The 13,335-nt window shown below is 41.8% G+C and carries 14 protein-coding genes; 10 read left to right on the top strand and 4 right to left on the bottom strand.

Annotated features, from left to right (window positions below; all coding sequences use genetic code 11):
• Nucleotides 1–93 precede the first annotated feature (93 nt).
• From tcmP to trpD, 4 genes are all read left to right on the top strand, one after another.
• Nucleotides 94–1,389 (top strand): three-Cys-motif partner protein TcmP, encoded by a 1,296-nt coding sequence (gene tcmP, locus NLP_RS19240; protein WP_104907791.1) that lies wholly within the window; start codon nucleotides 94–96, stop codon nucleotides 1,387–1,389.
• A 42-nt stretch (nucleotides 1,390–1,431) separates the two neighbouring features.
• A complete protein-coding gene (locus NLP_RS19235) occupies nucleotides 1,432–2,181 on the top strand; it encodes a DUF5131 family protein (protein ID WP_104907790.1) in 750 nt (249 codons plus the stop codon).
• 15 nt (nucleotides 2,182–2,196) lie between these two features.
• Nucleotides 2,197–3,078 (top strand): DNA adenine methylase, encoded by an 882-nt coding sequence (locus NLP_RS19230; protein ID WP_104909935.1) that lies wholly within the window; start codon nucleotides 2,197–2,199, stop codon nucleotides 3,076–3,078.
• Between the two features lie 80 nt (nucleotides 3,079–3,158).
• Nucleotides 3,159–4,226 carry an anthranilate phosphoribosyltransferase gene (trpD, locus tag NLP_RS19225; RefSeq protein ID WP_104907789.1) on the top strand — a complete coding sequence of 356 codons (1,068 nt, stop codon included), beginning with the start codon at nucleotides 3,159–3,161 and terminating at the stop codon, nucleotides 4,224–4,226.
• Here trpD and NLP_RS19220 read toward each other — a convergent pair.
• A complete protein-coding gene (locus tag NLP_RS19220; protein WP_104907788.1) occupies nucleotides 4,156–5,196 on the bottom strand; it encodes a retropepsin-like aspartic protease family protein in 1,041 nt (346 codons plus the stop codon). The genes trpD and NLP_RS19220 overlap by 71 nt on opposite strands.
• 239 nt (nucleotides 5,197–5,435) lie before the next feature.
• Between NLP_RS19220 and carA the strand changes: the two genes are divergently transcribed.
• From carA to NLP_RS19195, 5 genes are all read left to right on the top strand, one after another.
• Nucleotides 5,436–6,602: a glutamine-hydrolyzing carbamoyl-phosphate synthase small subunit gene (gene carA, locus NLP_RS19215; RefSeq protein WP_104909934.1), complete on the top strand. Its 1,167-nt coding sequence runs from the start codon at nucleotides 5,436–5,438 to the stop codon at nucleotides 6,600–6,602.
• A gap of 261 nt (nucleotides 6,603–6,863) precedes the next feature.
• Nucleotides 6,864–7,229: an STAS domain-containing protein gene (locus NLP_RS19210; protein ID WP_084227153.1), complete on the top strand. Its 366-nt coding sequence runs from the start codon at nucleotides 6,864–6,866 to the stop codon at nucleotides 7,227–7,229.
• A 578-nt stretch (nucleotides 7,230–7,807) separates the two neighbouring features.
• Nucleotides 7,808–8,287, top strand: a complete 480-nt coding sequence (locus NLP_RS19205) for a Mini-ribonuclease 3 (RefSeq protein WP_104907787.1) — start codon at nucleotides 7,808–7,810, stop codon at nucleotides 8,285–8,287.
• Nucleotides 8,288–8,379: 92 nt separating this feature from the next.
• Nucleotides 8,380–9,516: a 23S rRNA (guanosine(2251)-2'-O)-methyltransferase RlmB gene (gene rlmB, locus NLP_RS19200; RefSeq protein WP_104907786.1), complete on the top strand. Its 1,137-nt coding sequence runs from the start codon at nucleotides 8,380–8,382 to the stop codon at nucleotides 9,514–9,516.
• 80 nt (nucleotides 9,517–9,596) lie between these two features.
• On the top strand, nucleotides 9,597–9,899 hold the full coding sequence (locus NLP_RS19195; protein WP_104907785.1) for a DUF1816 domain-containing protein: 303 nt from the start codon (nucleotides 9,597–9,599) through the stop codon (nucleotides 9,897–9,899).
• A gap of 172 nt (nucleotides 9,900–10,071) precedes the next feature.
• Here the strand turns inward: NLP_RS19195 and NLP_RS19190 are convergent, their stop codons facing one another.
• The 3 genes from NLP_RS19190 to NLP_RS19180 all read right to left on the bottom strand — a co-directional run bounded on the left by NLP_RS19190 (nucleotide 10,072) and on the right by NLP_RS19180 (nucleotide 12,423).
• Nucleotides 10,072–10,920, bottom strand: coding sequence for an alpha/beta fold hydrolase (locus NLP_RS19190; RefSeq protein WP_104907784.1), 849 nt, complete (start codon nucleotides 10,918–10,920; stop codon nucleotides 10,072–10,074).
• Nucleotides 10,920–11,111, bottom strand: a complete 192-nt coding sequence (locus NLP_RS19185) for a hypothetical protein (RefSeq protein ID WP_104907783.1) — start codon at nucleotides 11,109–11,111, stop codon at nucleotides 10,920–10,922. Before NLP_RS19185 ends, NLP_RS19190 begins: the two co-directional genes overlap by 1 nt.
• A gap of 79 nt (nucleotides 11,112–11,190) precedes the next feature.
• Nucleotides 11,191–12,423 (bottom strand): methionine gamma-lyase family protein, encoded by a 1,233-nt coding sequence (locus NLP_RS19180; protein WP_104907782.1) that lies wholly within the window; start codon nucleotides 12,421–12,423, stop codon nucleotides 11,191–11,193.
• Nucleotides 12,424–12,508: 85 nt separating this feature from the next.
• Between NLP_RS19180 and NLP_RS19175 the strand changes: the two genes are divergently transcribed.
• Nucleotides 12,509–13,330: an acyl-CoA desaturase gene (locus NLP_RS19175; RefSeq protein WP_104907781.1), complete on the top strand. Its 822-nt coding sequence runs from the start codon at nucleotides 12,509–12,511 to the stop codon at nucleotides 13,328–13,330.
• Nucleotides 13,331–13,335: the final 5 nt, after the last annotated feature.

Below are 13,335 nucleotides of genomic sequence, written 5' to 3'. Positions count from 1 at the left end.
TACTTTTATTTTCTTGTTATTGACTAATACTGAGAGTTTTTATCAGGTGCAAGATATGAGATTAGATATTTTGTTACTTCATAAGGTTCAGCAATGTCAGTAAAACAATTATCTCTATTTGATCAGCAACCAGAAGATTTAAATAAATTTTTTGCTCGTAAAAGACCCTGGTCAGCAGCAAAACATAGGATAATGCTGAAATATATACAGGCTCATTGCTATAATTTGGGCGGCAGCAAATCCTATCAATCTATGTATATTAACTATGTTGATGGTTTTGCAGGAGCAGGCAAATATGATGAAGGTATTGGTATTGAAAACTTTGTAGATCAATCGAAGTTTTGGCAGAGATATAACACTGAACTTTTGGATACTGACGGTTCGCCTTTGATAGCTCTTAAATGTGCTAAGATATTCGGTCTTGAAGAACGTGTTACTTTAAGATGTTTTTTTACTGAGGAAGATAAAGACCTTAACCAAGAACTTAAGAGTAATTGTAATTTAATAGGTGAAGGATTGTCCTATAAAGTTTATGACCCTCAAAGATTTGACAAAGCGTTGACTCAAATCATGAATGAATTGGACAAATACCCAACGTTATTTTTTCTAGATGCCTTTGGAGTTAAGGGAGTAACTTTTGAGCAAATATGTTCTATTGCCGATTACGTCAGTAAATATAAAGGAGAATTATTTTTACTGTTTCATAACCGCGCAGTAGCCCGTCATGCAGGTTTATATAAAACAAGCTATAAAAATTACAAAGATCAGAAAACTGCCGAAACATATACACAAAATTTAACTAACTTATTAGGTCATAATTCTGATTTAGACTGGAAACGCAAGTGGCTAGAATGCCAAGATCAAGAGCAAAAACAAAAATTTGAAAGGTGGGCGCTTGATTACTTTAAGTCTAGGCTTCAAAAAGAAAGTAGTTTTAAAGGAGTGGCTAGTTTTGAAATAAAGGAGACATACAATGATTCTAGACCGCAGTACAATATTGTAGTTGGTAGCAACCATCCAAGGAAAGCTTTTGGTGAATTTTTAAACGAATTTTTTTGTGAAGAAAATAGGTTACTTTTCTTTGAAGATGACAAAACTGGAAAAAATCATAAATTTATGACTCAATCATGGAAGCGCGAAAATGATGAGCGAGTTGAAATAATTAGACCTGAAATTATTGAAATTTTACGAAGGAATAATCAAGATTGGATAACTTTGAAAGACTTAATAAGTCTTATTATTCTTAAAATTGGTAAACTAGGTTATTTAAGTAGACCTAAGTATAGAGAAATTTTACTGGAGTTTCATAAAAAAAATATCATAGAAGCTAAAGAATTGGGCGCAAAAGGTAATTTAACTTTGGATAATTACGTCAGAGCAGTACAATAATACTAATATAGTAAAGCTAGTTTAATTGAAAAGTAAAATTCTATGTCAGTATCTTCAACAATAGAATGGACAGAAGCTACATGGAATCCTACCACTGGCTGTCATAAAATTAGTCCTGGTTGTCACAATTGTTATGCAGAACGTTTTGCAGAACGGTGGCGAGGTGTTGCTGGTCATCCCTACGAACAAGGTTTTGATGTAAAAACTTGGAATGAAAGACTAAGAATGCCTCTTTCATGGAAAAAACCTCGGCTAATTTTTGTTAATTCTATGAGTGATTTATTCCTTGATGATATTTCAGAAGAATTTATTAAGGATGTCTTTCATGTTATGAAAGAAGCTAGTTGGCATCAGTTTCAGGTATTAACTAAACGTCCACAAAGGATGCTTAAAATAGCTAACTGCATAAAAGAGTGGCCTCCTAATGTTTGGGCTGGAGTAAGTATTGAATCTCAAGCTTGGCTATGGAGAAGTGAAATTTTAAAAGAGATTCCTGCAAAAACTAGATTTTTATCTTGTGAGCCTCTTTTAGGTTCTTTAACGCTGTGTTTAGATGATCTACATTGGATTATTGTTGGTGGAGAATCTGGTGTAGGTGCTCGTCCTATGAACATTGAATGGGTAAGAGATATTAGAGAGCAGTGTATCCAAGCTAATGTGCCATTTTTCTTTAAACAATGGGGAGGCGTTCAAAAGAAAAAATATGGCAGAGAACTTGATGGAAGAACTTGGGATAGTTTTCCAGAAAATGTAGCTGATACAAGCACTAAACAAGTATCAGTTTTAAAATAAATGTGTCCGTAAATGATTATCAAAAGCCCTCTACGATATCCTGGTGGTAAGTCAAAAGCAATAAATGAAATAGTTGAATACTTGCCAGAGAGCTTTTCGGAATTTCGAGAACCTTTTGTGGGTGGTGGTTCTGTATTCATTTATTTAAGACAAAAGTTTCCCGATCTAAAAATTTGGATTAACGATTTAAACCGCGAACTCTTCTTATTCTGGAAGTTTGCCCAATCTGATCTAGTTCAGTTAGTTAAAGAAATTCGATATATTAAAGTAAAGTATACAGATGGGAAATTATTGTTTTCAGAATTGACTAGTATAGATGTCAATAATTTATCTGATCTAGAAAGAGCCATTCGCTTTTTCGTACTGAATAGAATTACTTTTTCTGGAACTGTAGAATCAGGTGGTTTTTCCCAAGAAGCTTTTCATAAAAGATTTACTGATTCTTCAATAGAACGACTTGAAAAGTTAGAAAATATCTTATCAAAAAACGTCCAAATTACTAATTTAGATTACAGCCATCTATTAAAACCAGAAGGAGAAGATGTATTTTTGTTTTTAGATCCACCATATTTTAGCGCTAAAAAATCAAAGCTATATGGTAAAGATGGTGATTTGCACACCTCTTTTGAAGATCATAGATTTGCTCAAATTTTGCAACAATGTCATCATCGCTGGTTAATTACCTACGACAACTCACAGCAAATTCGAGAAAATTTTCAATGGGCTAATATTTCAGAGTGGGAATTACAGTATGGGATGAATAACTATAAGCAGAGTGGTGCGGCTAAAGGAAAAGAGTTATTCATTACTAACTACGAAGTTAAACTTTATTTGGAAAAAAAATTACAAGTTCAGAATCTTGCTAATCCAGCTTTGCAATTAAGCCTTGAGATTTAAACCTAACTTTGATAGCTTCCAATTTTCCGGTAGGATAACCCCATAGCTCTCAATATAGCTACAACATACAAATCTTAGCTATGACAACTTCCCCAATCCCTGCTCAAGAATCCTCTGCTGGCTGGTATGTCCTGCTGCAACAATTAATAGATGGCCAATCTTTATCCCGTACTCAATCTGCTGAATTGATGCAAGGTTGGCTCAGTGAAGCGGTTCCCCCAGAGTTATCAGGGGCTATATTAACAGCGCTGAACTTTAGAGGCATTTCTGCCGACGAGTTGACCGGCATGGCTGAAGTATTACAATCACAATGTTCGCCACTCAGCACTCACCACTCACCACTCACCACTGTAATAGATACCTGTGGCACTGGTGGAGATGGGTCATCAACCTTTAATATTTCTACAGCAGTTGCTTTTGTTGCTGCTGCATCTGGTGTACCTGTCGCCAAACACGGTAATCGTTCCGCGTCAAGTCTTACAGGAAGTGCAGACGTATTGGAAGCCTTGGGTGTAAACTTAAGTGCCTCTAGTGAAAAAGTAGAAGCAGCACTACAAGAAGTCGGGATCACTTTCTTGTTTGCCCCTGGTTGGCATCCAGCACTCAAGGCGGTTGCGTCATTACGGCGGACTTTGAAAGTGCGAACAATTTTTAATTTGCTCGGGCCGTTAGTAAATCCTTTGCGTCCAACTGGGCAAGTGGTGGGCTTATTTACTCCCAAACTTTTGGCAACTGTTGCTGAAGCTTTACAGAATTTGGGCAAGGAAAAGGCGATTGTGCTGCATGGGCGAGAAAAACTTGATGAGGCTGGGTTAGGAGATGAAACTGACTTAGCGGTGTTATCAGAGGGAGAAGTGCAGTTAACTACCATTAATCCCCTAGATTTGGATTTAACGCCTGCTTCCATAGGTATGCTTCGGGGTGGAGATGTCCAAGAGAATGCACTAATTCTCAAGGCGGTACTCCAAGGTAAGGGAACTCAGGCACAACAGGATGCAGTTGCCTTAAATGCTTCGTTGGCGCTGCAAGTAGCGAGTAAGATCGCCTTCCTTGATCACGCCGAGGGTATTAAAATCGCTAAGGATATCCTACAAAGTGGGGCAGCTTGGACGAAGTTGGAGCAGTTAGTTGAGTTTCTGGGGAATTGATTTGCGATCGCAATTGCGGGCGAAATTCTATGACATTACGCTTAATGGTGACATCGTAGTTGCCAAAAAAGTCATGTCCTAGAAGTCCAGTTTCTAATTCCGCACCTGCGATCGCTACTGGTATTTTTTTCACTATTACCCCGCCAACTGCCATCGAATTAACATAGCCCACAGGAAATTCTACAGCTCTAGAACTTGCGGTGTTTGCCTTAGCTTTTCCCACTGTGACGATTCCCAAAGCATTAGCCATCTGTTGGGTAATTACAGTACCACTTGCTCCCGTATCCACAATCATCTCAAATTGTTGCTGGCCATTGAAGGTAACTTCCACAATCGGCGTACCACCAATTCGCCTTTTTATCGGGGCTGCAAATACTGCTTCATCGGGAATCACCACTGCTGATGAGGGCAAACTTGGCTCTGGTGATAACGGTTTTGTTTCTCGTGGAGGTAAGGTGAACTTTGGTATAGTTTCTCTGTGGGGAGCAACAACTACTATTTTATGAGGTACTCTAACAGCAATAGGGCGAGGATTAGCTAGCTGTTGGGCATATCTAACTTGGCGGCGATATTCCGTGATTTTGGTTTGAGCGATCGCAAATTCTGGGCTTTGTCGCCGTACTCTTTGCATCAGGGCGATCGCATCTTGGTACTGACTCGCCACCAATTTCCAATCATCTGGGGATTGAGCCGATTGGCTGATACTCCAAGCGCCAACAGCTTTGTCTCGTCCGATCTCAAAAAGACTTGGTTCAGTTTCAAACGGATCTAGCGGCTGCGCTTCTGGGGTAGCTGCTGGTCTTACTGATTCAACGCTAGGCTTGACTGGTGCTAGATCCCCAATTGGCGTAGGTTGCTCATCGCCACCAGTAGCGGTGTTCAGTTTGTCTTCACTACAGGCAACGCACAAAACCGCTAGAGTGCTTGATACAAAAATTAGGGTTGCACGGGATAAAAAAGACTGAAGCATAATTAATTTTAACTGCCCAAGCTTTGTCAAATCCACTCCCGCTACTTTAATTCCCTTTTAATTTTAATTAACTATCTTAAAAACTCCCAATTGCTCAACTCATGGGATAATTAACAATCGCAGTATTAAGCAATGGGGAATAGGGAATAGGCGATAAGAGTTTTCCCAATGCCCAAAACTTCGACTTCGCTCAGTACAAGTGCCCCATGCCCCATGCCCAATCCCCAATCCTATCACCTATGCCCCTGACTGACTCAATACCAGCTTTACTTGTCCTAGCAGATGGAACCACTTATCGCGGTTGGTCTTTTGGTGCGACGGGTACCGCGATCGGAGAAGTGGTGTTCAACACTGGCATGACCGGCTATCAAGAAGTCCTGACCGATCCTAGTTACCGCGGTCAGATTGTGATTTTTACCTATCCTGAATTGGGGAATACTGGCGTCAATCCCGAAGATGAAGAATCAGATGGGCCCCAAGTCCGGGGTGCGATCGCTCGCAATATTTGTCACCATCCAAGTAACTGGCGATCGACACAATCTTTACCTGACTACTTCAAACAAAACCAAATACCAGGGATCTACGGCATTGATACCCGTGCCCTCACCCGCAAAATTCGGATGTTCGGAGCGATGAACGGTGGCATTTCTACAACCATTCTCGATGAAGGGGAGTTGTTAGAACAGGTACAGGCAGCCCCGAACATGGCAGGATTGAATCTGGTTCGTGAAGTTACCACCTCAACGGCTTATGAATGGTCTGATCCCACAATTCCAGCTTGGGAATTTAACTCTGAGGCTAGAGAAAATCTTGAGGAAGCCTTTACCGTTGTTGCCCTTGACTTTGGCGTTAAACGTAATATCTTACGTCGCTTAGTAAGTTATGGTTGCCGGGTAATTGTTGTACCCGCTGATACACCACCAGAGGAAATTCTCAAATACAATCCAGATGGTGTGTTTCTTTCTAATGGGCCTGGCGACCCTGCTACCGTCACCGAAGGGATTGCAACTGCCAAAGCACTCCTGTTAAGTGAAAAACCCATCTTTGGTATTTGTATGGGACACCAAATTTTAGGTCATGCACTAGGGGCAGAAACCTATAAACTCAAATTTGGTCATCGCGGTTTGAATCAGCCTGCCGGCTTACAACAACGGGTAGAAATCACCAGCCAAAATCATAGTTTTGCTATTGACCCAGATTCTTTACCGACAGCAGTTGTAGAAATCAGCCACCTAAACTTAAACGATCGCACCATTGCCGGGGTACGTCACAAATCTCTACCTGTGTTCTCCGTACAGTATCACCCAGAAGCTAGTCCTGGCCCTCACGATGCTGATTACTTGTTTAAGCAATTTGTTCAAGCCATGCGAACAGCACGTCAACCCCTCCAGGGAATTCCAAATTAAAAATAAAAAATTCAAAATGAAAGATTTCTTTTTGAACTATGCATTTTTAATTTGGAATTGGAGCAAAAAGCAAGAGTCAAGTTGCCGCATCTGAGATTAAATAAAAATAGCAAAATGCAAATGGGGGATCGGGGACTAGGGACTGGGAAAAGTTTTCCAATGACTATTATCCAGTAGCCAATCCCCTATTCCAACAGATTGTAGACAATTTGCTCAAAAACCATCTATACTTGAGCGTTCACTTTAACTCATGAGGAGGGAATTATTGCTGAGCCACTGAATCTAACCGTTAGCCTGAGGGGCACTCGTGAAGTCCGGGATAACTGTCAGCTATTCCGCCTCACAGGTTTGTTAGATGCTTTTTCTGAGCCGACATTTCGCAAGACACTTGGCAGCAAGATAGACGAGGGTCCTAAGCACATTATTTTGGATCTCTCACAAATTGACTTTGTTGATAGCTCTGGCTTGGGTGCTCTGGTGCAGCTAGCCAAGCAGGCTCAAACTGCCGATGGCACTTTGCAAATTGTTACAAATGCCCGCGTAACTCAAACGGTCAAGCTTGTTCGCCTAGAGAAGTTTCTCTCCCTGCAAAAATCAGTTGAAGACGCTCTAGAAAACGTCAAGTAGTCTTGATTGCTCGACCTGAGAGTTAAATTTAGCTATCCAGATTCAATATCGGATAGCTTAATTTTTAAAACTTCTGGCAGAAAACCTCTCTCCTTGTGGGAGAGGCATAAAGCCAGTTAAGCTATTATGTTTAAAGTTGAGTAATAACTAAAGATATACACAGCCAAAATTGGGTGTGTAAGCGTTAGCTAGAATATTGGATAAATAATCAAGTCTGAGATATTTGTAAGAAATACAAAGCCAGCAGATTTGTTTATAAATAGACTTGACTCGATGCTGTATAGTTAAAAGTTGTCGTTTACTCAGTAAGCATGGCAATGCTACTAAGTAAAAGGGTGAATTTGATGCTAAAATTTTACCCGCTCTTAGGCACAGACCACAAGAAATAGGCGAAATTTGGTTTATAGATGTTGACATCAGGGTGATTTAAAATGCCAACTATTAATCAAAAAGATGAAATTAGGAAGTAATTTTGATAGTATTGATTCTGCTAAGTATACTATCATGGCATACTTCAGAAAAATCAGTCTTTGCGAAGAATGCTTGCCAAATGTAGCCCGTCAAGGAATGATTTATTTGTGAAGTCACAGGAGGAAGAGCTATTAGATGGACAAGATGAAACTCCCAAACAGAGTTTATCTTGGACTCAAGCACTCTTGGCAACCACAGGGCCATTCCAACAGATTTCCCTCTCACAAGTGCAACAAATTTCTCCTAGTGCTTTAGCATATTTGGGGGATGCAATTTATGAGTTGTATGTTAGAATGTTCTATCTGCTGCCGTTGCAGCGGTCAGGAATTTACCATCGTCTGGTAGTGGAGCAGGTCAGAGCAGAAACACAAGCGCTACATTTGCGATCGCTAATTCCTCATCTCAGGGATACCGAATTAGAAATTGTCCGACGGGGTAGAAACGCCGCAACAGGACGCCCTAAGCGACTTAATCCCGAAATTTATCAACAGGCAACTAGTCTAGAAACTTTAATAGGCTACTTATATATCACCGATTACCAACGTCTAACCGAACTGTTGCAAATACTTCATCTAGAAAAAGAGTGAAAACTCAATTTCGCAGTAGCCACAACACTAGATTAAATTCAAAAAATTGAGGTAATCGGAACGATCAACCATACGCTATATCCATAACTCAAATGCAGGATAAACCCAGAAAAGTCAAGACTTCTAGCGAACCAAATCGGGGACAACCCGTAAAAATTAAAGGTAAGCGTGTTGTTACTAATCCGACTCGCAATCCCAGAAAAGTAGATAGCAACCCTATCTCTGTTGCAAATCCAACTCGCAATCCCAGGAAAGTAGATAGCAACCCCATCTCTGTTGCGAATCCGAATCACAATCCCAAAAAAGTAGATGGCAACACCATCTCTGTTGTTAATCCGAATCGCAATCCCCGGAAAATAGATAGCAACCCCAGTTATAGCAACTCCCGACAACGAAATAGCAACTTCTCCCAGCCGTCTGTATCTACACAACTGACAGAAGAAGATAACGATCTCATCTACGGTCGTCATCCAGTATTGAGTGCATTGCAAAATCAGCGCAATCTCAACCGTCTCTGGATTACTACCCGTCTGCGGTACGATCCCAGCTTTCACCATTTTCTCTTGCAAGCAAAGGAAAATGGCACAGTTATTGATGAGGTTGAACCCAAGCGTTTAGACCATCTGACTAATGGGGCTAATCACCAAGGAGTGGCAGCACAAATTGCTCCCTACGCTTACATCGAATTGCCCGATCTAATTGAGCAGTGCAAATCTGTAACCGATGCTGTAATTGTTGTGGCTGACGGACTTACCGATCCCCACAACTTGGGAGCAATTATCCGCACTGCCGAAGCAATAGGCGCTCAAGGATTGGTAATTCCTCAAAGAAGGGCATCTGGGATCACTTCCACTGTTATGAAAGTCGCAGCAGGGGCTTTAGAAAATTTTGCTGTAGCTAGAGTTGTCAACCTCAGCCGTTCCTTAGAAGAATTAAAGGAAGCTGGCTTTTGGATTTACGGTACTGCTGCAAGTGGCAGCGAACCTTTGCATACAGTCAATTTTACCGGCCCAATCGTTTTGGTAATCGGCTCAGAAGGTGAAGGTCTGAGTATGTTAACTCAACGTTCCTGTGATTTTTTAGTATCGATTCCTCTACAAGGTAAGACTCCCAGCCTGAATGCTTCTGTAGCAGCGGGTATGGCGCTTTATGAGATTTATCGCCAGCGATCGCTAAATACGCTGCACTTAGATAAATTACAAAAAATCTCTTTGAAAAAATATCAGTAACAGAGTATAAAGAAATGTAACAGATAATCAGGCAGCATATCGTTTAACACCCTATAGACGTTTATAAATCGGCGAAAACCATGAAAACCATTTGGCATAACCTCAAGGAAGTGTTAATTAACACATTCGACTACCTCGGCTTGGCTTGGTGGGTAGAGATTGTGACGCAAAATCCTCGTTGCACGTATTACTTCGGGCCATTTCTAAGTTCTTCTGATGCAACATTAGCAAGCAAAGGATACATAGAAGATTTGGAACTCGAAGGAGCGCAGGGAATTATTGTGAATGTCAAGCGCTGCAAACCTAATACTTTAACAATTGCTGACGACTTGGGGGAAAGATTTGACCGCAAAGTACAGCCTGCCTTTGGCGGTCAAATTTAAGTTAGGCCAGAGAATGAAAAAGATGCTCTGATGCGAGGATGTAAAGACATGAAGACACAGGAAATCCTTTTATTGGGGGTTATTGCGTCTTTTTCACTCATTGCGTCACCACATTTTCCGTCTCCATTTCTTCGTCAATAGTCAAAATTTTTTTAAATATTAAATATTTAGACTATTGACTACCAATTACTTGCGGATGAACTTCGAGCCAATTGTCAATATCATTCAGCACCAACTGGGGAACTTCCCACGGGAAAAGATGGGCAGTGTTGCGATAGCACTGCCACTGAGAATTTGGGAGATGTCGAGCAGTTTCTAAGCTGGAATCAGATGTGATGTGGCGGTCTTGTTCGCCAGCAAGTACTAAACTAGGACATTGTATTTGTTGCAAATCTAGAAGCCGATTGTATCCTGATTGAATTGCACTATAAAGAGCGCGAGTAGCAGCAGGAGAGGTTTGCAAATAAGCTGGTACTGCTTCCTTGGCGATGTAATTGTAAGTAATAGATGTATGTTGTTGGATTAGGTAGCCCAAAAGCGATCGCTTACCAAAAGTTTCAATATTCCATTGCCAACTCGGTTTTATATAGTTCAATAGGGCAGCAACGCCAGTATATAAATTATCTTGCCAAGTGATAGGAGGATGACTGCCACGGGGTTTTGCGGCTGTTGCCACCAAAATCAGCCCAGTAATGCGCTCTGGCAAACGTAATGCCATCTCCATTGCTAAAATGCCTCCAAGTGACCATCCCAATAGTAGGCATTTTTCAATTTTTAAACGGTCTAGCAGCGCTTCTAAATCAGTCAAATGGTCATTCATGTCAAAATTGCCGTTGTAGCGACTTTTACCGTATCCGCGTAAATCGGGGGCAAAAGTTTTGTAGCGTTTTGATAAATGATTGGTAAAGACAGAAAGACTACGACCAGTACCAGGATGACCATGTAAACCCAAAATTGGAAATCCTTGACCTTGGATGTAAACATTGAGACGTGCAGCAGTTGTGGTGTGGCGATCGCTCATTACTTGCCGTTCTCCTGTCTACCGAACAAATGTTCTAAAATGTGTTGACTTTCGGTTCTCAAGCCTCTAATTTCCGATCTGATTTCTTTAAGTTCAGTGACAATCGCTGCAAAGTTACGTACCTGCAACAAGGAATTTACAGTTGAGCGTAGTTGGGCAATCGCGCATCTATCCGCTTCCATCGCTACCATATTCGCTTCAGCCTTTTGTGCTGTCTTTTATAGGATTGCTTCAATCCAGTTTGGCCACTATATCCTAAAAGAATATGTGCTATGCATTACTGCCAACTGCATCGATCGCAGCCTCCAGTGCGATCGCCACATGAGTCCAATGAGTCCCCCCCTGGCAATAAACGACATACGGCTCACGCATTGGCCCATCCGCTGATAATTCCAAAGTACTCCCTTCAATAAATGTCCCCCCAGCCATGACTACCTGGCTCTCATACCCCGGCATTTCATCTGGAACAGGGTCAAGATAGGAACCGATCGGAGAATGCTGTTGTATGGCTTTACAGAAAGCAATTAGCTTTTCGGCAGAACCGAGTTTAATTGCTTGAATTACATCCCCACGGGGAGCCAGGGGTGCAGGATTCACTGGATAACCGAGTTTATCAAATACATAACCACTAAGATAAGTCCCTTTGATCGCCTCTCCTACCATTTGCGGCGCTAGAAACAAACCTTGGAACAGCAGGCGATTTTGGTCAAAGGTAGCACCACCATAACTACCAATACCAGGAGCAGTAAGGCGACAGGCGGCTGCTTCCACTAAGTCGGCGCGACCAGCGACATAACCCCCAGCGCTGACAATAGTGCCACCAGGATTTTTAATCAATGACCCAGCGATTAAATCAGCACCTACGGCTGTAGGTTCCCTGGTTTCAATAAATTCGCCGTAGCAGTTATCTACAAAGCAAACGGTGTTTGGGTTTTGCTGTTTAACTAAGTGGACGATTTTTTCAATATCGGCAATTGACAAACTAGGACGCCAAGAATAGCCACAAGAACGCTGAATTAAGACTAAACGAGTGTTTTCAGCCACAGTAGTAGTTAAAGCTTGCCAATCTATAGTTCCTTCTGGGGTTAGCTCTAATTGGCGGTAATTTATGCCAAACTCAATAAGGGAGCCTTGACCCTGACCCCGTAAACCAATGACTTCTTCAAGCGTATCGTAGGGAGAACCGACCACTGCTAACATTTCATCTTCAGGACGAAGCACACCAAATAAAGCACAGGCGATCGCATGAGTTCCCGAAACGAACTGCACTCGCACCGCCGCCGCCTCCGCACCCATAACTTCGGCAAAAACTTTATCTAAAGTTTCTCGTCCTAAATCATCGTGACCATAGCCACTTACACCAGCGAAGTGGTGTGCCCCTACACGGTGATTACGAAAGGCATCCAGCACTCGTTTTAGATTATGCTTGACCTGAGCGTCAATACCAGAAAAAATTTCTAATAGTGCCTGTTCTGCTTGCCGCAGCTGTTCCAAGCTGTTCATCAGTTCCTCTTTCAAAAAAAATTATAGATATGCGGATTTTCAGATCGCGCAGACTAGGCTGGAAAAATCAAATTCAGGTTACTGCATGACAATTGCTACCTTAACTAAACCTCAAATCAACTGGGTTAATACCCTATTTTTCATTGGACTGCACATCGGCGCTTTGTTTGCCTTTCTTCCTGGTAACTTTAGCTGGACGGCAGTTGGTGTGGGTTTCTTGCTGTACTGGGTGACTGGTGGTTTAGGCGTGACTCTAGGATTTCACCGCCTTGTCACCCACCGCAGTTTTCAAACTCCCAAGTGGCTAGAGTATCTCCTGGTTTTCTTTGGGACACTCTCCTGTCAAGGAGGCCCAATTGAGTGGATCGGGACACATCGCATTCATCATTTAAACTCTGATACTGACGCTGATCCCCATGATTCTAATAAAGGCTTCTGGTGGAGCCACATGGATTGGCTGATTCACTACTGTCCCGCTCACGCTGATGTTCCTCGTTTCACCAAAGACATTGCCGAAGACCCAGTTTATCAGTTTTTAGAAAAATATTTCATTTTGATCCAGGTAGCTCTAGGTGTATTGCTTTTGCTTCTAGGTGGCTGGCCGTTTGTTATTTGGGGAATTTTTGTTCGCATTGTCTGGGTTTACCACTGCACTTGGTTGGTGAACAGCGCTACTCATAAATTTGGCTATCAGAGCTATGATTCTGGTGATAGATCGACTAATTGCTGGTGGGTAGCCGTACTAGTTTTCGGCGAAGGCTGGCATAATAACCATCATGCTTTTCAATACTCAGCTCGTCATGGGCTGGAATGGTGGGAAATCGATTTCACTTGGATGACAGTTCAATTGCTGCAAGCACTTGGTCTGGCGACTAATGTGAAGTTGGCCCCAACAAAAATTATTTAGGAGCA

The organism is Nostoc sp. 'Lobaria pulmonaria (5183) cyanobiont', from assembly GCF_002949795.1.
In the GTDB taxonomy this organism is placed as follows: Bacteria; Cyanobacteriota; Cyanobacteriia; order Cyanobacteriales; family Nostocaceae; genus Nostoc.
The sequence above is the reverse complement of the archived record's forward strand: the minus strand, read 5'-3'. Positions and strand labels throughout refer to the sequence as shown.

What these genes read in the sequence shown, in the direction of transcription:
- tcmP (WP_104907791.1), top strand. Translation starts at nt 94, where the DNA reads ATGTCAGTAAAACAATTATCTCTATTTGATCAGCAACCAGAAGATTTA.
- NLP_RS19235 (WP_104907790.1), top strand. Translation starts at nt 1,432, where the DNA reads ATGTCAGTATCTTCAACAATAGAATGGACAGAAGCTACATGGAATCCT.
- trpD (WP_104907789.1), top strand. Translation starts at nt 3,159, where the DNA reads ATGACAACTTCCCCAATCCCTGCTCAAGAATCCTCTGCTGGCTGGTAT.
- NLP_RS19220 (WP_104907788.1), bottom strand. Translation starts at nt 5,196, where the DNA reads ATGCTTCAGTCTTTTTTATCCCGTGCAACCCTAATTTTTGTATCAAGC.
- carA (WP_104909934.1), top strand. Translation starts at nt 5,436, where the DNA reads ATGCCCCTGACTGACTCAATACCAGCTTTACTTGTCCTAGCAGATGGA.
- rlmB (WP_104907786.1), top strand. Translation starts at nt 8,380, where the DNA reads ATGCAGGATAAACCCAGAAAAGTCAAGACTTCTAGCGAACCAAATCGG.
- NLP_RS19195 (WP_104907785.1), top strand. Translation starts at nt 9,597, where the DNA reads ATGAAAACCATTTGGCATAACCTCAAGGAAGTGTTAATTAACACATTC.
- NLP_RS19190 (WP_104907784.1), bottom strand. Translation starts at nt 10,920, where the DNA reads ATGAGCGATCGCCACACCACAACTGCTGCACGTCTCAATGTTTACATC.
- NLP_RS19185 (WP_104907783.1), bottom strand. Translation starts at nt 11,111, where the DNA reads ATGGTAGCGATGGAAGCGGATAGATGCGCGATTGCCCAACTACGCTCA.
- NLP_RS19180 (WP_104907782.1), bottom strand. Translation starts at nt 12,423, where the DNA reads ATGAACAGCTTGGAACAGCTGCGGCAAGCAGAACAGGCACTATTAGAA.
- NLP_RS19175 (WP_104907781.1), top strand. Translation starts at nt 12,509, where the DNA reads ATGACAATTGCTACCTTAACTAAACCTCAAATCAACTGGGTTAATACC.